Origin of the sequence: Chryseobacterium sp. KMC2 (assembly GCF_016756935.1) — a bacterium.
Taxonomy (GTDB): Bacteria; Bacteroidota; Bacteroidia; order Flavobacteriales; family Weeksellaceae; genus Chryseobacterium; species Chryseobacterium rhizosphaerae.
This window is the reverse complement of sequence record NZ_JAESIT010000004.1, coordinates 106,945-125,405: the sequence shown is the minus strand read 5'-3', so window position 1 is coordinate 125,405 and position 18,461 is coordinate 106,945. Positions and strand designations below refer to the sequence as shown.

17 protein-coding genes are annotated in these 18,461 nt (G+C 36.2%); 10 read left to right on the top strand and 7 right to left on the bottom strand.

Going from position 1 to position 18,461, the window contains the following annotated elements; all coding sequences use genetic code 11:
- Positions 1 to 14: 14 nt before the first annotated feature.
- Together JML65_RS06260 and JML65_RS06255 are read right to left on the bottom strand one after the other, a co-directional pair.
- Positions 15 to 1,550: a hypothetical protein gene (locus JML65_RS06260; RefSeq protein WP_202270235.1), complete on the bottom strand. Its 1,536-nt coding sequence runs from the start codon at positions 1,548 to 1,550 to the stop codon at positions 15 to 17.
- A gap of 58 nt (positions 1,551 to 1,608) precedes the next feature.
- A complete protein-coding gene (locus JML65_RS06255) occupies positions 1,609 to 2,301 on the bottom strand; it encodes an AIM24 family protein (RefSeq protein ID WP_047486564.1) in 693 nt (230 codons plus the stop codon).
- Positions 2,302 to 2,549: 248 nt separating this feature from the next.
- On the opposite strand from JML65_RS06255, the gene queA reads away from it, so the two are divergent.
- The 5 genes from queA to JML65_RS06230 all read left to right on the top strand — a co-directional run bounded on the left by queA (position 2,550) and on the right by JML65_RS06230 (position 7,899).
- A complete protein-coding gene (queA, locus tag JML65_RS06250) occupies positions 2,550 to 3,599 on the top strand; it encodes a tRNA preQ1(34) S-adenosylmethionine ribosyltransferase-isomerase QueA (protein WP_047486560.1) in 1,050 nt (349 codons plus the stop codon).
- Between the two features lie 70 nt (positions 3,600 to 3,669).
- Entirely contained in the window at positions 3,670 to 4,704 is a 1,035-nt protein-coding gene (gene rlmN, locus JML65_RS06245) for a 23S rRNA (adenine(2503)-C(2))-methyltransferase RlmN (protein ID WP_047486557.1), read from the top strand.
- A gap of 74 nt (positions 4,705 to 4,778) precedes the next feature.
- Positions 4,779 to 5,729, top strand: a complete 951-nt coding sequence (locus JML65_RS06240) for a sterol desaturase family protein (protein ID WP_202270234.1) — start codon at positions 4,779 to 4,781, stop codon at positions 5,727 to 5,729.
- A 241-nt stretch (positions 5,730 to 5,970) separates the two neighbouring features.
- Positions 5,971 to 6,849, top strand: a complete 879-nt coding sequence (locus JML65_RS06235) for a hypothetical protein (RefSeq protein WP_084087276.1) — start codon at positions 5,971 to 5,973, stop codon at positions 6,847 to 6,849.
- Positions 6,850 to 6,921: 72 nt separating this feature from the next.
- Positions 6,922 to 7,899 (top strand): polyprenyl synthetase family protein, encoded by a 978-nt coding sequence (locus JML65_RS06230; protein ID WP_115917385.1) that lies wholly within the window; start codon positions 6,922 to 6,924, stop codon positions 7,897 to 7,899.
- A 55-nt stretch (positions 7,900 to 7,954) separates the two neighbouring features.
- Here the strand turns inward: JML65_RS06230 and JML65_RS06225 are convergent, their stop codons facing one another.
- Both JML65_RS06225 and JML65_RS06220 read right to left on the bottom strand, forming a co-directional pair.
- Positions 7,955 to 8,746: a hypothetical protein gene (locus JML65_RS06225; protein ID WP_202270233.1), complete on the bottom strand. Its 792-nt coding sequence runs from the start codon at positions 8,744 to 8,746 to the stop codon at positions 7,955 to 7,957.
- A gap of 184 nt (positions 8,747 to 8,930) precedes the next feature.
- Positions 8,931 to 9,224: a hypothetical protein gene (locus JML65_RS06220; protein ID WP_047486547.1), complete on the bottom strand. Its 294-nt coding sequence runs from the start codon at positions 9,222 to 9,224 to the stop codon at positions 8,931 to 8,933.
- A gap of 137 nt (positions 9,225 to 9,361) precedes the next feature.
- On the opposite strand from JML65_RS06220, the gene JML65_RS06215 reads away from it, so the two are divergent.
- On the top strand, positions 9,362 to 11,794 hold the full coding sequence (locus JML65_RS06215; protein ID WP_202270232.1) for a thiamine pyrophosphate-dependent enzyme: 2,433 nt from the start codon (positions 9,362 to 9,364) through the stop codon (positions 11,792 to 11,794).
- A gap of 170 nt (positions 11,795 to 11,964) precedes the next feature.
- Positions 11,965 to 12,816, top strand: a complete 852-nt coding sequence (locus JML65_RS06210) for a GLPGLI family protein (RefSeq protein WP_202270231.1) — start codon at positions 11,965 to 11,967, stop codon at positions 12,814 to 12,816.
- Between the two features lie 43 nt (positions 12,817 to 12,859).
- Here JML65_RS06210 and JML65_RS06205 read toward each other — a convergent pair whose 3' ends face one another.
- Positions 12,860 to 13,276 carry a carboxymuconolactone decarboxylase family protein gene (locus JML65_RS06205; protein WP_202270230.1) on the bottom strand — a complete coding sequence of 139 codons (417 nt, stop codon included), beginning with the start codon at positions 13,274 to 13,276 and terminating at the stop codon, positions 12,860 to 12,862.
- Between the two features lie 216 nt (positions 13,277 to 13,492).
- Here JML65_RS06205 and JML65_RS06200 point away from each other — a divergent pair, with 216 nt between their 5' ends.
- Positions 13,493 to 14,224, top strand: a complete 732-nt coding sequence (locus JML65_RS06200; RefSeq protein WP_202270229.1) for a hypothetical protein — start codon at positions 13,493 to 13,495, stop codon at positions 14,222 to 14,224.
- Between the two features lie 179 nt (positions 14,225 to 14,403).
- A complete protein-coding gene (locus JML65_RS06195; protein WP_202270228.1) occupies positions 14,404 to 14,973 on the top strand; it encodes a class I SAM-dependent methyltransferase in 570 nt (189 codons plus the stop codon).
- 31 nt (positions 14,974 to 15,004) lie between these two features.
- On the opposite strand, the gene JML65_RS06190 is transcribed toward JML65_RS06195, so the two are convergent.
- On the bottom strand, positions 15,005 to 15,388 hold the full coding sequence (locus tag JML65_RS06190) for a winged helix-turn-helix transcriptional regulator (RefSeq protein ID WP_202270227.1): 384 nt from the start codon (positions 15,386 to 15,388) through the stop codon (positions 15,005 to 15,007).
- A 166-nt stretch (positions 15,389 to 15,554) separates the two neighbouring features.
- Between JML65_RS06190 and JML65_RS06185 the strand changes: the two genes are divergently transcribed.
- Positions 15,555 to 16,616 (top strand): NADH:flavin oxidoreductase, encoded by a 1,062-nt coding sequence (locus tag JML65_RS06185; protein ID WP_047486540.1) that lies wholly within the window; start codon positions 15,555 to 15,557, stop codon positions 16,614 to 16,616.
- A 464-nt stretch (positions 16,617 to 17,080) separates the two neighbouring features.
- Here the strand turns inward: JML65_RS06185 and JML65_RS06180 are convergent, their stop codons facing one another.
- Complete coding sequence (locus JML65_RS06180) at positions 17,081 to 18,283, bottom strand: aminopeptidase C (RefSeq protein ID WP_047486539.1); 1,203 nt, start codon at positions 18,281 to 18,283, stop codon at positions 17,081 to 17,083.
- Positions 18,284 to 18,461 lie beyond the last annotated feature (178 nt).

Below are 18,461 nucleotides of genomic sequence, written 5' to 3'. Positions count from 1 at the left end.
ATTATATTAAGTATTTATTGGCCTATCCATGCATTCCTTAAAGCTAACTGTTTTGAATCGGGGTTGGAGGAAAGACTCACTTTTCTGGTAGTTTCATCATAAGTAAAACCCACTTTTGCCAGATATTCTTTCAAAGGAATGGGTTGGGTACCTTCAATAAAGTCTCTGAAAAATGTACGTATTTCCGGGAAAGTCATTTTGGTAATTTCATCAAACAGTTCATCATCATTAAAATATTTGCCTTCTCCATATTTTTTCATCAGCTGCAACATCAGATCCTGGGTACCCATTTTTCCTCCGGAAAGCTCCCGTAATCTGATATCCAGACACATGCCCAGTAATGGTCCTTTCTGATAAAAATTCATATACTGGTCCTGTCTTTCCATGGCATTTTTGCTGATCTCCGTAAAAGATAGCGTGTTGTCAAACTCTTTCATGCCCTTTATCTTTTCTTCCAGGGTTTTTGCAAAATCCTCCAGGCTTATCATTTTTTGTTTTATAGGCATGTGGATGGTGGCATATTCTGTCATTCCCTCATATAACCACAGATGTTTGGATAGGGTAGGATTTAGAAAATCATAATGCTGAATCTCTCCTGAATGAATGTTGAGAGGCGTAATAATATGAAAGAATTCATGGGAAGCTACTCTGTTTAAAGCAAAAGGAATAAAATTCATACTCCCGGAGCGGTACAGGCAGACTGTCGAATGAGAATGCTCCAGCCCATCTCCCATAAATCCCTTTTCATTAGCAGATTCATAATAAATCAAAAAGGCATATTTCTTTACCGGTAGCGACCCTCCCAGATAAGCTTGCTGGTTTTTCAAAATGTTCTCTAGTTCAAGAGCTATTTTTTTTGAATAATGTCTTTCTTTTTTATTATAAAATGAAACAAGAACCTCAGTATGGCCTATTTTCAGCCAGGTGGTATCAGGAACACAGTATAAGACAGGAGAGTCTACCAACTGGCGGTAATCTTTTGCCCATACTATATCGGTGTTTTTATTTTTCTGTTTGTAATCCAGAGCAGAAGAGGCATAAAAATCTTTATTTTTTGTAATGTTGATTTGGTAGGGAATATCTTTCATTTCCTCAAAATATCCCACTAAAGAATTGTAATTGATGACAAAAACACTGTCTTTAATAAATGTGCTGCCGGCAGATTTGGCTTCATGGGTATCTTTTTCTAACGAGTCCCATCCGTCTGCGACCTGATATGATATTTTGTTGACATGCTTAAGGTCATGTACCATCCAGCTGTTTTTGTCCAGACGTTCGGTAAGTATCTTTTTCCCTTTTTTATCCGTGGCAACAAGATTGGAGACATACTGCCCGAAATTCATAGCCTGATAAAATCCGGGAACAAGTTTGGGAATGATAAACTTCCCTTGTGTAAGATTGTTTTTGGGTGGGGTAAAAGAAACTGTGACTTCATCATTCGATACATGATGAAGATCGATATGGTATGTGTAATTTTCCTTTGATGCCTGGGCAATAATTGTAGAAGGAAACAGAACCAGTACAAAAACTAATTTTATCAGGTTATTCATCTGCTTTTGTTTTTTTAACTGATACGAAAGTACAAAAATTGCCCAAGGTTAAGGAGCTTTATTTTTCTGTAAAATACACTTCTTCATACGGTTGGATCAGTACCCATCCGTTTCCTGAAAACTTCATTTGGAATTCCTCTCCGCTTCCTCTTCCGATAAGACTTTTAAAGGAAACATTTGTTTTCAGCTCCGGGCTTAGGTTTCCGGACCATGCCACAGTAGCATTAGGATCTGTGAACACAGGAGTGTCAGGAGTAACCAGTAAAGTCAAAGGATCACCATGGGTAGTTATGGCAATATGACCCGTTCCCGAAAGTTTGGCCTGAAAAAGACCTCCCGACATCATGCCGGCAACACTTTTAAGCATCGTTATGTCACTCTTTACACTTTGCTCATGCGCTAAAATATCATTACCATTCACGCATACAGATTCGTTATTTAAATACAGAATACGGACTTTTTTCCCCGAATCTGCTACATACAATTTCCCCGTTCCTTCAGCTTTCATCAGCCTGGCACCCTCACCGCTGATCGCTTTCTTTAAAAGATTACCAATACCTCCGGCCAGCATTCCCTGTCTTTCAAAATTGATATTGCCCACATAGCTTACCATGCTGCCTCTTTTTGTCCATACAGCCTGGTTATTAAGGTTGATCTCTAAAAGATGTTTGGTCTCCAGCTCAAAATAATCTCTTTGTTGTGGATTCTCTTTTGTTTCATTGATAAAAGCTTCAATTGAATATTTGCTCATAATTGTAATTATTGATGTTTCATGTATGGGTGAGTATGAATTGTATATTTGTGATAAAATTGACAATTCAGTACATAACTTTTTTATCTGAGACTAAATTAATCTTTTTTTCGGTTAAAAATTCCCGTGAAATCACGGTTTTATATTTCATTGTAAATAATACTTGACAAAGGGGTCTTGAATGTCGTATATTTGCACTCCGAAAATTACACCTTGTAATTTCAATAATTTTTAAACCGTAATTTAAAATGAAAACATCAGATTTTAATTTTGATCTTCCTGAGGAATTATTAGCAGAGCATCCATCAGAACACAGAGACGAGGCTAGATTAATGGTTCTTGATAGAAAAACAGAAACTATCGAGCACAAATTATTTAAAGACGTTGTGGATTATTTTGATGAGAAGGATTTATTTATTTTTAATAATACTAAAGTTTTCCCTGCACGTCTTTATGGAAATAAAGAAAAAACAGGAGCTAAAATTGAAGTTTTCCTTTTAAGAGAGCTTGATAAAGAAACTCGTGTTTGGGATGTATTAGTAGATCCGGCAAGAAAGATCAGAATTGGTAACAAATTATTCTTTACTGAAGATGAATCTTTAGTAGCTGAGGTAATAGACAATACCACTTCAAGGGGTAGAACTTTAAGATTTTTATTCGACGGTTCTTACGATGAATTCAGAACAAAACTAAAGGAATTAGGAGAAACTCCGCTTCCAAAATATATCAAAAGAGCAGTAGAACCTGAAGATGCTGAGAGATACCAGACGATCTATGCAAAAATAGAAGGAGCCGTAGCCGCGCCTACAGCAGGTCTTCACTTCTCAAGACACCTAATGAAAAGATTGGAGATCAAAGGGATTGATTTTGCTGAAGTTACGCTTCACGTAGGATTAGGAACATTCAACCCAATTGAGGTAGAAGATCTTTCTAAACACAAAATGGAATCTGAGGAAATCATTATTGATGAGAAAAATGCTGAAATCATCAATAGAGCTGTAGAAACTCACAGAAGAGTTTGTGCCGTAGGAACTACTACCATGAGAGCATTGGAAACTTCTGTTTCTTCAAACAAAAAAATCTCTGCTTTCAATGGTTGGACTAATAAATTCATTTATCCGCCTCACGATTTTGGAGTAGCTAACTCAATGATCACCAACTTCCACACGCCAAAATCAACATTATTGATGATGATTGCAGCATTTGCAGGAAGAGATTTCGTAATGCATGCTTATGAAGAAGCCGTAAAAGAAAAGTATAAATTCTATTCTTACGGTGATGCAATGTTAATTTTATAAAAAGATATTAGGTTATAGGTTGCGGCTAGATTAATAGCTGCAGCCTGTCATCTACAACCTATCACCTGAAATGAAAGATATCCGTATATTATCATTAGACCAGCTTAAAGACTACTTTGTATCTTTAGGAGAAAAACCGTTTCGTGCGAAACAGGTCTATGACTGGCTATGGAGTAAAAACCTCCACTCGATTGATGAAATGACGAATCTTTCGAAATCACTTCGTGAAAAAATTTCCGAAGAATATACCATTAATCCCGTTTCTGTAGACCTTCTTCAAAAAAGCACAGACGGAACAATCAAAAACGGAGTAAAACTCCATGATGGATTATTGGTAGAATCTGTTCTTATACCAACAGAAACAAGAACTACAGCTTGTGTTTCTTCACAGGTAGGCTGCTCACTCAACTGCGAATTCTGTGCTACGGCGAAACTGAAAAGGATGAGAAACCTTGAAGTGGCGGAGATCGTAGATCAGGTAGCCCTGATTGACAGCCAAAGTAAAATGTACTTTGAGAGACCCCTTACCAATATCGTATTCATGGGAATGGGAGAACCAATGATGAACTACAAAAATGTAGTGGAAGCCATCAGAAAGATCACCCAGCCGGAAGGTTTAGGAATGTCTCCAAGAAGAATTACCGTATCTACATCCGGAATTCCTAAAATGATCAAAATGCTTGCTGACGATGAACTGCGTGTGAAACTGGCATTATCCCTTCACTCTGCCATCGAATCAAAGCGTAATGAGATCATGCCTTTCTCAGATAAATTCCCGTTAACGGATATCATGGATTCACTTCAGTACTGGTACCAAAAGACAGGTTCAGTTATTACGTTTGAATATTGTGTCTGGAAAGGAATTAACGATGGGGATGAGGATATTAAAGCTTTAATCAAATACTGTAAACAGGTTCCTTCTAAAGTAAACCTTATTCAATACAACCCGATTGGAGACGGAAAATATGATCAGTGTAACAAACAGGCGGAAGAAAACTATATTCGTCAGCTTGAAAATGCCGGAATTACGGTAATGGTCAGAAGAAGTCGTGGTGGTGATATTGATGCTGCCTGCGGACAATTGGCCAATAAAGCTACCGATTAAAATTTCCTTAAAAAAGGTTAAAACCCCCTTTACTACATTGTCTAAAGCCCTACCTTTGCACAAATTATTTTGTGATGATGGACTTTTTTATGAATGAAGATGGGTTAGAAAATGTATATGCATGGTCAATTCCACTTCACGCTACAGTTATCTTGGCTGAAATGATTTACAGCCATATTTCTGAAGCTAAATTATACAGTGGGAAAGATCTTGCAACCAATGTTTACCTGGCATTGATGAACTTCGGCCTCGATCTTATTATGAAAGCTTTTGCAATGGGGGTAATGTTTTTCTTTTACCATCACAAGCTTTTCTCATGGGATTTTAGCATCTGGTATTTTTTGATCTGTTTTGTTGTGACAGATTTCGCCTATTATGTGCTGCATTATGTGGATCACCGTTCCAGAGCATTCTGGGCTGTTCATATTACACACCATAGTTCAGAGTATTTTAACCTGACAACAGGATTCAGAAGCCCTGTGCTGCAGCCACTTTACAGATACCTATACTTTTCTCCTCTGGCCTTTTTGGGCTTTAATCCCTGGCATATTATGGTGGTTTATGCCATCGGACAGGTATATGGAACCTGGGTGCATACACAGACCGTGAAGACTATGGGAATCCTGGAATATATTCTGGTAACCCCTTCTCACCACCGTGTACACCATGCCTGCAATATTAAATACCTGGATAAAAATATGGGAATGTGCCTTATTATCTGGGATAAAATATTCGGGACCTTTCAAAAAGAAGATCCCAATGTTCCTATTAAATACGGAATTTATCCAAAAATGCCGGATAACCGACCGGATACCGTTCTTTTCTATGAATGGAGGAAAATCTGGAAAGACCTTAAACAACCGGGATTAAAATTCACAGACAGAATCAATTATATTTTTAATTCTCCGGGATGGAGACATGACGGCACTGGAAAGACCGTAAGACAATATCAGAAAGAGTATTTTGCAAGACAGGCTAGAAAGAAAGAACAGCCGCAAAATCAGGAAACACAGAAAATTGCTTAACCTATAAGTTAATTTTAAATAAAAATCTATCATGAGAACGGGCTTTTTAGCCCGTTTTCTTTTGAGCTCATCCCGTCCAGTCTCAGATTTTCCACTCCTTTTCGGGGAGTAAAATGATCATACATTAAACTGTGGTCTTTCTTTACAATAATCAATGAGCAAAATGTACTTATTTTTTTCACCCCGCGAATCTCAACCCCCGTCTTCTCTCTGTTTAAACTTAAAGCCTTATTTTTGTCTTATGAAAAAAATCCTTCTGGTTACTAGCCTTATCATTGGTCAGTTCGCATTTTCACAGCAAACTGATTTTCTGAAAATAAAAAAATACAGAGTCAGTTATCTGGATCATAAAATTGAGGAAACTTCAGGATTGAGTATGTTCAATGGAAAATTATATACCTTCAATGATAGCGGTAATGCTCCGGAATTGTTCGAGATCAGCAAAACGTCAGGAGAGATTTTACATACTTTAAAAGTAGATGCTAAAAACACAGATTGGGAAGCTCTTACCAATGATGGCACTCATTTTTATATAGGAGATTTTGGAAATAATGATGGAAGCAGGAGGCATCTTAAGATTTTTAAAGTGCCCGTACAGAATGATAGCCTGCAAAACAGCAGCCTAAAGGAAATTCTGTTTCACTATCCTGAGCAGACGGACTATATATCCAGCTATTATAATACGGATTTTGATGCAGAAGCCATGGTATATGCTCATGGGAAAATTCATCTTTTTACAAAAGAATGGGCAGCGAAAGCCACCACACATTATACAATAGAGCCTGAAGTATATGAAAAGCAAGGAGCTGTAAAGACGGAATCTTATAAAACCAATTTTATGGTAACGGATGCCGCTTACTTTGATAAGAAACTTTATTTAGTGGGCTACACCAAGAAAACAGAGGTTTTTCTGGATGTTTTTACGGAAACAGAACCGGGGGTATTTTTTAAAGAAAGACCCAGGCATTATTATCTTGGAAGTGCTACAGCCATTGGGCAAATAGAAGGAATAGCAGTAGATGAAAGCGGAATATATTTATCCGGTGAAAAATTCAGATATTCAGTAGTGAGAACAAAGCAGGCATTTTATTTTATTCCTAAAGAAAAACTCAAAGATTAATTTTTCTTAAAATTGACCGAAAAAAATTATCTTTGTGAGAATAAATAATTATTCACCCAGCATTCGCAGATTGTGGCAAACATTGTAGAAGACATTAAGCAACCGATCAATGAGGAAATGAAACTTTTCGAACAGAAGTTTTATGAATCAATGCAAAGTAAAGTTCCCTTATTAGATAAAGTAACCCGCTTTATTGTTACAACCAAAGGGAAACAGATGCGACCTATGTTTGTATTTCTTTGCGCTAAACTGGTGGGTAATGTTAATGAAAAGACCTACCGTGGAGCTTCTATGATTGAGCTGATTCACACGGCTACCCTGGTACATGATGATGTAGTGGATGAAAGTTTCAAACGTCGTAATTTCTTTTCTATTAATGCTTTATGGAAAAATAAAATTGCTGTTTTAGTGGGGGATTACCTTTTGTCAAAATCAGTATTATTATCTACAGACCATAAGGATTACGATTTACTGGGTGTCATTTCCAGAACAATCCGTGAAATGTCCGAAGGAGAGCTTTTGCAGCTTGAAAAAGCCAGAAAGCTTGATATTACAGAAGATGTTTATTATGAAATTATCCGTCAGAAAACAGCGACTTTAATTGCTGCCTGCTGTGAAATTGGAGTGCTTTCCAATAATGCGGACGAAATACTTGCCAAAAAAATGCAGGATTTCGGTACTTACACCGGGATGGCCTTTCAGATTAAGGATGACCTTTTTGATTATTTAAGCTCTAATGTAATTGGAAAACCTGTAGGAATTGATATTAAAGAGCAGAAAATGACGCTTCCTTTGATTCATGCTCTGGAAACAGCCAGTGAAAAGGATAAGAAATATTACTTTGATACCATAAAACGTTATAACAATAATCCTAAAAGAGTAAAAGAGCTTATAGAATTTGTTAAAAGTTCCGGAGGATTAGAATACGCAGTAAAAATCATGACAGAATTTCAGCAAAAGGCTAAAGATATTCTTAATGAGTTTCCGGACTCTGAAGCGCGAAGCTCTTTACATAGTATGCTGAGCTATGTTATTGAAAGGAAATTTTAAGAATAAAAATACATAATAAAAAATCGGAGTGCTTATCGCATTCCGATTTTTTCTTTTAAATTTTCTGAATCGTTACGTTGGTTACATTTCCACTTCCGGTACTTCCGGTTTCCGTCGCCAGAACTGTACAGTTTTGATTAGGTGCAGCTGTAAAACGGATTTGATAACCGGCAGTTGGAATGACCAGCATGGTGGTATAATTCATAAGCTCTCCTACGGTTCCGGAAGTTGCTGTAGCATTATAATGACTTCCCCTTCCCAGATAATTGGCATCAGGAACAGGACGTACTCCCAGAAGTAGCTGGGTTCCGGCTGCCGCATTTGAGAAACTGGCCTGCAGGGTAATCAGGTAATTTCCCGGCTGGTTGAAAGTCAAAATTCCCGTACTTGTATTATAGGAATAAAATGGCGAAGTTGCTAATGGAGTAGAAAACAGTAATGTGGTAATAGAAAGCGTCGTAAGACTTTGGCTGGCCGTAAGACGGGCATGAAATAACGAATAATCCGTAAAATTGATGGTCTTTAATACTCCGTTTGCATCGGCTACTACAACCCTGTCGTTTCCTCCCACCCCAATATTGGAGTTAATATTTCGAATTCTGACATTTCCTGAACTAACATCCAGTTTGTCCGTAGGTACAGTAGTTCCAATACCTATATTTCCTGTTCCCGTTACAACAAAATCATTAGCCTGCTGCAGTACAGAAGGACTTCCGGTTGTCGGATTATCTTTTGCTGCATCCACGTGGAAGGCAGCCTGGGGATTACTTGTATTGATCCCTACCTGTGCAATTGTAAGCGTAGGAAATGCCCAAGCATTTACCAACGCCAATAATGTAATTTTCATCTGTTTTTTATTTTTTTGAGATATGCAGGAGTGAAATTACAAATATGATAGTGAAAAAACAAATATATCATTATGTAGTGACTTGATTGTTTGTTTAGGTGTTTTTTATTTATTAATTTTAATCTTTATTTATTTAATTAGTAATTTTAAACAGATTTTAAAGCGATAAATAGGATAATATTAATTAAAGTATTTTCATGGTTACAATAATAACAGCTAGAACTATACAAAATAAGGCGAATAAAAATAAATAATCCGCAATAGTCTCAAACTTGCTTTCCTTCTTTTCTGCTTTTGTTCTGATAGCCAGAAAAGAGAAAAAGCAACTGCATGCGAAAAGTAGGCAAGCTAGCCCTGCAAATTCGTCCAAATATGTATTGCGACTGATTTTACTGATTTTCAGTGAAGTAATAATGATCAGTGAGAATCCTAAAAGATTGCTCGATGCATTAAGAATATGAGGTGACTTTTTTTCCATCTTTACAATTTTTTTCAAAATAAAGCACAATTTTTTTTATTATCAAATTTTTAAAAAAGATTATTAAAAATTAAAATTAATTTAAAAAGTGTATATTAGCAAAATACTTGAAGAATAAAAAACTTTTTTACTTAGCTATGCAAACAACCTATATTGAAACACAGCAAATATCCTTTCAAGATTTTAAAAATCAGATACTTGGAGATTACAAGTTAGGAAGGATCTCTCGTGAAATGTCTTATCTCGGAAGAAGAGAAGTTCTCACAGGAAAAGCTAAATTCGGAATTTTTGGAGATGGTAAAGAACTTCCTCAGTTGGCAATGGCGAAAGTTTTCAGAAATGGTGACTTCCGTTCAGGATATTACAGGGATCAGACTTTTGCATTAGCAGTAGATGCTTTAACAGTAGAAAGCTTCTTTGCACAATTATATGCTGACACCAGCGTAGAAAGAGAGCCGGCTTCAGCAGGAAGACAAATGAACGGACACTTTGCAACAAGAAGTTTACATGAAGACGGAAGTTGGAAAGACCTTACAGCACAGAAAAATATTTCTTCTGATATTTCTCCCACTGCAGGACAAATGCCTAGATTGTTAGGATTGGCTCAGGCTTCTAAAATCTATAAAAGCGTAACCTTTGAAGGTTCTGAAAAATTCTCGAAAGGAGGGAATGAGGTTGCTTTTGGAACCATTGGTGATGCCTCTACAGCAGAAGGTCATTTTTGGGAAACATTGAATGCTGCATGTGCGCTTCAGGTTCCTATGATCGTATCTATCTGGGATGATGGTTACGGAATTTCAGTTCCTACAAAAAATCAGAGAGCTAAAGCAGATATCAGTGAAATGTTAAGTGGTTTCCAGAGAAAAGAAGGAGACAACCAGGGTTGTGAAATCATCCAGGTAAAAGCTTGGGATTATCCTGCCTTATTAGATGCTTATGCAAGAGCAGAACATTTTGCAAGAACAGAAAGTGTTCCCGTAGTAGTGCATGTAGTGGAAGTTACTCAGCCTCAGGGACATTCTACATCTGGATCTCACGAAAGATATAAAAATGAAGAGCGTCTTGTTTGGGAAACGCAGTTTGACGGACTGGTAAAATTCAAAGAATGGATTTTGAACTATTCTATTGAAATTGAAGGAAAAGATGAAGTCATTGCTACCGTTGAAGAACTGGATGCCATTGATGATGAAGCTAAAAAAATAGCAAAAGCAGGTCAGAAAGTGGCTTGGGACAGCTATCAGAAAACAATTACAGATTTGGTGCAGTCTATCTTGCCTTTAGTGGAAAATCTTAAAGGTCAGAATACTGAAGTTGAAGCTTATATTGCTCAATTCAACAAGCTGGTTTCTAAAGCTAAAAAAGATGTTTTCCACTTAATCAGAAAATCTTTACTGGCAACAAGAGGAACTCATTCTGCAGAAAGAAATCAACTGATGCAGAAGTACAATGAAGTTTTTGAAATTGAAAAAGACAATTATTCTTCTCACCTGTACTCTCAGTCTCAATGGAAGGCTGAAAATGTAAAGGAAATAAAGCCGGTATACTCGGATAGCTCTGAAGATGTAGACGGAAGAGTAGTGGTAAGAAATAACTTTGATAAAATTTTTACAAAATATCCTGAAACTTTAGTATTTGGTGAAGATGCCGGAAATATCGGTGACGTTAACCAGGGGCTTGAAGGAATGCAGGAAAAGTATGGCGAATTGCGTGTAGCAGATACCGGAATTCGTGAAGCTACCATCCTTGGACAGGGGATTGGTATGGCAATGAGAGGATTAAGACCTATTGCCGAAATCCAGTACTTAGACTATGTTCTTTACTGTTTACAGGGGATGAGTGATGATTTGGCTACCGTACAATATAGAACAAAAGGGGGGCAGAAAGCTCCTGTAATCATCAGAACAAGAGGCCACAGATTAGAAGGAATCTGGCACTCAGGTTCTCCAATGGCGGGGATTCTGAACCTTTCAAAAGGAATCCTGGTATTAGTTCCAAGAAACTTAACAAAAGCTGCAGGATTTTACAACACGATGCTTCAGACGGATGAGCCTGCAATTATTGTAGAATGTCTGAACGGATACAGATTAAAAGAAAAGCAGCCTGATAACTTAGGTGAATTCACTGTTCCTGTAGGTAAAATTGAAGTTACGAAAGAAGGGAAAGACGTTACATTGGTAACTTATGGGTCTACCTGGAGAGTAGTTTCTGAAGCCGCTAATGAATTAGAGAAATTAGGAATCTCTGCAGAGGTTATTGATATCCAGTCATTAATTCCTTTCGATTTATCTCACGAAATTGCTGAAAGTGTTAAGAAAACAAACAGATTAGTAGTTATTGACGAAGATGTGGAAGGGGGAACAACAGGATTTATCCTACAGCAGATCTTAGAAAAGCAGAAAGCATTCAGATACCTGGATTCAGATCCGTTAACGATTTCTGCCAACGATCACAGACCAGCATATGCAAGTGATGGAGACTACTTCAGTAAGCCGTCTACAGACGATATGGTAGAAAAAATCTACGCTATGTTTAATGAAACCAATCCTCAGAAATATCCTGCGATATTCTAATTAGGATTAAAGATAAATTTTAAGCCGCTTTCAATTTCTGAGAGCGGCTTTTTTATAATATGGCTAAAAATAGAAGATCTTATTTGTTTTATTAATTTTTTAGGAGCAATTATTCAGTTTTACTTTTGTAATTATAAAAATATGTGCATTTTTATAACGAAAACACCTTTATGGATTACACTAAAAAACTATTTCAATTATTAGCCTTATTTATCAGTATTTTATTCTATTCTCAATCAGATAAAAATGATGCTCTACAAGGGGACTTTACTTATATACTAAAAGCGAAGTTAAACAAACAGACTCCGGATTATATACACGAAGAATTTTTCTCTTTACAGGTTGGGGAGAAGCGCGCTTTTTTTGCAAGTACACAATCTATTAAAAAAGATTCAGTGCTTGGAAAATCTTACGTAATGGGTAATAATCCTGATGGCAGCATAACCATTAGTCTTAAAAATGGGACTTCAGTACCTAAAACAAAATTTCCATATACCATTATACAGTCCAATGAAAAAGTACAGTACTTTCAACCCGTTGGAATGGCTGTGCTTACATATCAAGAGCCGGTAATAGGGAATTGGAAGCTTATTGATGAAGTAAAAACAATCAATGCAATCAGCTGTAAAAAAGCTGCAGTTACTTACAAGGGAAGAAACTGGATTGCCTGGTATTCAACTGAGATTCCACTTCCTTATGGACCTTATAAATTCAGTGGATTACCGGGATTAATTATTAAAATAACAGATGAAAAAGGAGAATATGATTTTGAACTTATAAAGTCTGTCCCTACTTCTGAATTGGCAGGAAAATCAATTAATATAAAGAAAACCAGATATACCGAAGCTGTTGAAACCACCCAGCCCAAATTTGAACAGGCATTAAAAGCCAGTAATGATAATATTGCAGGTGTACTGGCGAGTTATGGGACTACAATTTTAAGTGGACAAGAGAAGATTAATCAAAGGCAGAAAGAATTGGAACTCAATAAAAAATATTTAAACCCAATAGAACTTGAATAAATTATAGTTGATGGGTTGCCGGATACAGACAACCCATTTACTGTTAATCTTGCTCAGCTAAAGTAATTCGCAGCTTATTCAAAGTACTCATCAAAGTAATACTTGAAGTCAATTCTACAATTTCTCTTTCTGTAAAATACTGCAATAAACTTCCTTTGATTCTCTGCCATTCATTATTGTTGAAAGTGACAGCTTCTGCCCATTCTAAAACAAGCTTTTGTTGATCATTGAAGACATTGGTATGTTTCCAGCCTGGAAGTCTGTTTACGACATCCTGTTCAAAGCCAAAGTTGAGAAGTTCCTTAGCATGATAGCTGCAGCAGTAAGCGCAGCCATTAATTTGAGAAACCCGTAATTCTGCCAATGCAATCAGTTTTTCATCAACGCCGGATTTTCGGATGCTGGTGTGTGCTTTATACAGATGACCAATAGTTTCCTTCGCAATTTCTTTGTAATTCATAATGAAAAATTTTTCTACAAATTTGAGCCAGAAATAATGAAGAAACTATATACTTACCTTTTCGTAAGCTACGTACTTTTTTGAAAGCAGATAATGAAGATATCAGAACTGTAATTTGTACATTTGAAACGAGGAATGTCAAAAAATATCATGAAAATTCTCCATTATCTTTTTTTCGTACTATTACTGTTAGGTTGTAAGGATCATGCAAAACCTATGGAAGAACAACCTCCAAATCGTAAGGAATTTCTTCGTAGCTATGTGAAAAATCCAAATCTAAATGATAGAATGTGTAAAGATGATATTGAACAGGCTGAGAAAGATTTGGAAAAATATAAAAATATTTATGTAACTACATCTTGTTTTGGTTGTAAGACATCTCCTTATGCAGATGAAATAATAGAATATGCGGCAAAACAAAAGATAGAAGTGATAAACGATATTTATAGCTGTGTTGTGATGGAAGGGCAAACTAAAGGATGTTATAAAGCCATGATTGATTTAAAAATGGAGAGAATTCACGGAAAAGATTTTCGTCAGAAAATTGAGCATGCAGCTGAAGAGTTAATGATTCAAAATATTGAAGCAGGAACTAAAATCTTAAGTATTTATGATTTGCCGGAAGAAGATATGCCCTATTTCATAAAAGAAGGCAAATTCATAAAAGATGAGTATATTCTAACGATCAAAACAAAACTCTCGTTAAAATATGAACTACATACTACTCCTTTTATGGATATAAGCTTTATTGTTGAAAAAAATGGAAGTATCAGTCATTTAAAGAATGAAAACTGGGTAAGTGGTTTCAAAGTGAATGAAAAGTATAAAAATGAACTTGAGAATATCGCAAAAAACAAAATTTTGACTGATTATTCTCAATGGAAGCCTGGGAAATATAAAAATACGATTACAAGAGTAGTCAATCACTTTAGAGTTCATTTCAATTAGAAAATTAATACCATGAAAATTACCAAATTAGTTATTCTTTTCAATTATAAAAAGATCCTGCTGGGAATAGTGGTATCACTTTTTCTTTTTATTCTTTCATTCCAGCTTGATTCAGCTGTTTTGTTATATTGTTGAGAGTATTGGGTATTCTTATTGTTTTGAATATCATCGCGTCTCTGATGGCTTCTTATATTCTTTATGATACTTCTGATCTTTATGAGTTGAATGATCTAAAGCACGATATAGACTGGAATGCAACTGAAAATGCTATTCTCATTCATGCGAGTTTTGATCCCTTATCCCGTAGATTAGAAGAAAAGTATCCTCACATAGAGCTTACGGTTTGTGATATTTACGGAAACCGCCATGAAGATGAAAGAGGGATTGAAGTGTCTAAAAAAATATTTCCTCCCAATCCCAGAGAAATCAGAATATCTCCGGATCAATTACCTTTTGAGGATAATTCTCAGGATGTGATTCTTGCAGTTACAGCCCTTCATGAAATCTTAGATCATGAAAAAAGGGTTTTGTTTTTTAAAGAAGCCAAAAGGATACTGAAGAAAGGAGGTCTGATTATTATTTCTGAACAGTTCAGAGATACAACCAATTTTATTTTCTTTAATATCGGAGCCTTTCATTTTTTAAGCTGGAAACAATGGAAAAGTTCTATAGCTCCATCTGGATTGAAAATAATCGGAAATAAAAAGATAACCCCTTTTGCGAATATGTTAATTGTAGAGAATAATTAAGTAGTAAGTGAAGTTATCCTGCCAAATATAATCAGGCATTCGCTGCTTTTTTCTTTTCCTTTATCAATTCTATACAATCTTCCGAATAGGTTCCTTTCACCTGGTATTTTGCTTCCCATTCTTCCAATAGATATAAAATAGGCAACAATGCTAATCCTTTTTCCGTAAGAGAATATTCTACCCTTGGAGGAAGTTCTTTAAATTCTTCACGGATCACCAGACCATCACTTTCCATTTCCCGTAACTGGTCAGTCAGAACCTTTCTTGAAATAACATTAATACGTACAGCAAGCTCTCCAAAGCGTAATTTCCGGTCTTTGATCACCAGTACAATAATGGGTTTCCATTTGCTTCCCAATGCGGCCATTGCCTTACCCAAAGGGCAGCTGTATTGCATTAATTCATTCTTTTTCATAGGGAGATATTTATTTTTTAAGCACATATAGAATTGAGATTCCATATGTTACTTTGATGTTACTAATGTAAGTTACTGCGAAGTTACCACTATTTTTTTAATAAGAGATACAAAAATGAACTATTATTAGTTACTTTGTGTAACAATTATAAAACAATATTTAAAAATGAGCACATCGTCATTATTTAAACCGTTTCAATATAAGAATTTACAGCTTAAAAATAGAATTGTAATGGCTCCTATGACCAGAGCACAATCTGATAATGGAGTTCCTACACAGAATATAGCAGACTACTATGGGAGAAGGGCAGCTTCAGAAGTTGGATTGATCCTTTCTGAAGGAACTGTCATCAACAGACCTGGGTCGAAGAACTTACAGAATATCCCGGATTTTTACGGCAATGAAGCCCTAAACGGATGGAAAAACGTCATTGATACCGTACATCAGAATGGAGGTAAGATGGGGCCACAGATCTGGCATGTAGGGGACACAAGAATGTCTGAAGATTATCCGCTGGTTTCTATGGAAAAAGCTTCTACAATGACCATTGAAGATATTCAGGATACTATTGCCCAGTTTGCGGCATCAGCGAAATCTGCAAAAGATCTTGGTTTTGACTGTCTTGAAATTCATGGAGCACATGGCTACCTTATCGATCAGTTTTTTTGGGAAGTAACCAATACCAGAACAGACGAATATGGCGGTAAAACATTAAAAGAAAGAAGCCGATTTGCCGTGGAGGTAGTAAAAGCCATCAGAGCAGCAGTGGGAGAGGACTTTACGATTATCATCCGTCTTTCACAATGGAAGCAACAGGATTATAAAACAAGGTTAGCATTTACTCCCAATGAAATGGAAGACTGGTTATTACCTTTAAAAGAAGCTGGAGTAGATATTTTCCATTGTTCACAACGCCGTTTTTGGGAACCTGAATTTGAAGGTTCTGATTTAAATTTTGCAGGATGGGCTAAGAAAATTACCGGTCAGCCAACCATTACGGTAGGTTCTGTGGGATTAAACGGAGACTTCCTTAATGCTTTTGCCGGTCAAGGGACAGAAAAAACTGACCTTACAGAACTGATCAGAAGGCTTGATCATGAAGAATTTGATCTGGTGGCAGTAGGAAGAGCAATCTTACAGGATCACCAATGGGTCAATAAAATCAAAGAAGGAAATACAGCAGAACTTCTTGATTTCTCAGCAGAAAGTATGGGCGTATTATTTTAAATGGAGTGGTGAATAGAGGATGAGTTTCGCTGTCAATTTTTTAACAGCATATTTTATTCACTGCGAAGCAAAATTGACGATTCACCATTCAGTTTATCATCATAATTCACTTTATTTTATATTTAATTTTTTCACCTATTTATTAAAGAACCGGCTTTCAGAAATTCTGAAAGCCGGTTTTGATTCTAGTTCTGGTATCTCCATGCCGTAACGGCAGATTCGTAAATCCAGTCCACTAGCTTTCCAAACTCTTTCCAAAATATGCAGCAGTTTTATGTTGGATGGATTTTGCAATATGTAGTGAAAGGAATTAATATATGTTATCCTGTTTGTATAGGATTCTGCACAAAAAATACTGGGTATGAGAAGTCGGGATAAAACAAACCCGCTCCCGGATTTTCCGGGAGCGGGTTTTTAACAGATTTAAATATCTAAAACTGCCTTATAGCGGCAGAAGTGATTTCCTATAAACCAATATTTTTTGTTGGTTTCAACTGCTTCAAAATACTTTTTGGAATTGCATTTTTGTGAACCAAAATAGCAGTTGATTTGTATTCAACATAAGGTCTTGATACATAAAGGTATCCTGCAAAGTCATTGGTAACTCCCCAAGAATTTTTGACCATATAATATTCTTTACCGGTCTGGTCTTTGGCCAAACCTACGATATGCATACCGTGGTCATCTGTTGTAGAAAGGTTGTTTAGAGCTTTCTGACGCATATCTTCAGTAATTGTTTTATCCTTTTTAGGCTCTGTAAACAACGTCTGCTTATTTTCAGCCGTAATTTGCTCTAAGTCCATATCAGGAACATAAGCTACCCCATTTTTGTAAGAGAAATAAGGCTCAGAAACATCAGTTGCCCACCCGATAGAATATCCTTTATTCACAGCATTGTCGATAATAGCTGTAAAATCTTTCATTGGAACATTCCAGTCAGAATCATGGCTCCAGTTATCTGGAATTGGAACTACAAATTTCTGATAATAAGGATAATCTTTGTAAGATGATAATTCTACATAATCTTCAGGATTAATTCCTACCACTTCTTTTGCGAATGTTTTGGGAGTGTAGTTTTTCCCCTCATACGTAAAATTAGCAGGTACTTTTCCTAAATATTCATCAAGAATAGCATCCACAGAATCCATCCAGTTATCAGAAAGCTTTCCTTTTGAAGAAGCCTGAACCAGACTATCCAATACCGGCTTTATTTTTCCTTGCATTTCTTTGAAGTTGTTCACTGTTTGTCCGGCTTTTAATCCAGAATAAACATCTTGAGGAACAGCTCCATACTTTTTGTACATATTGATTACATCGTGAAGTTCTCCACCGTCACCCCAACTGATAGCTCCGTTATTTAAAACATATAACTTCGCTTTATCATGATAAGAGTTTCTGGCCGTGAAAATTTCAGCAAGATCTACAGGCTTTTTGCCCATTCTCTGCATTTCAGATTCAAGGAAAGAATTTCCTGAGTAGCTCCAGCAAGTTCCTGATGACCCCTGGTTCTTTACAGAAGTAGCACCAACGTCTTTTAGCGTTGTGAACTGAAAATTAGCATTTTGTGAGTGGTTATTTTTTAACTTATTGATTAAGTCATCTTGGGCAAACATCATACTTCCTGCAGACAAAACAAAAAGCAATGATGCGATTTTCGCATTTTTCATTACTATAAAAAGATTATTTGTATTAATAGTCGTTGATAATAGAGATTTGTTACAGAGGGAAAAGTTAAATGTAAAATGAAAAAAAATTCATAAAAAACTAAAAAAAGTGAAAAAGCTAAGAATAAATTTTAGGATTGAGAATGAAAAACAGATTCAGGATTAATCAGTACATTCATTT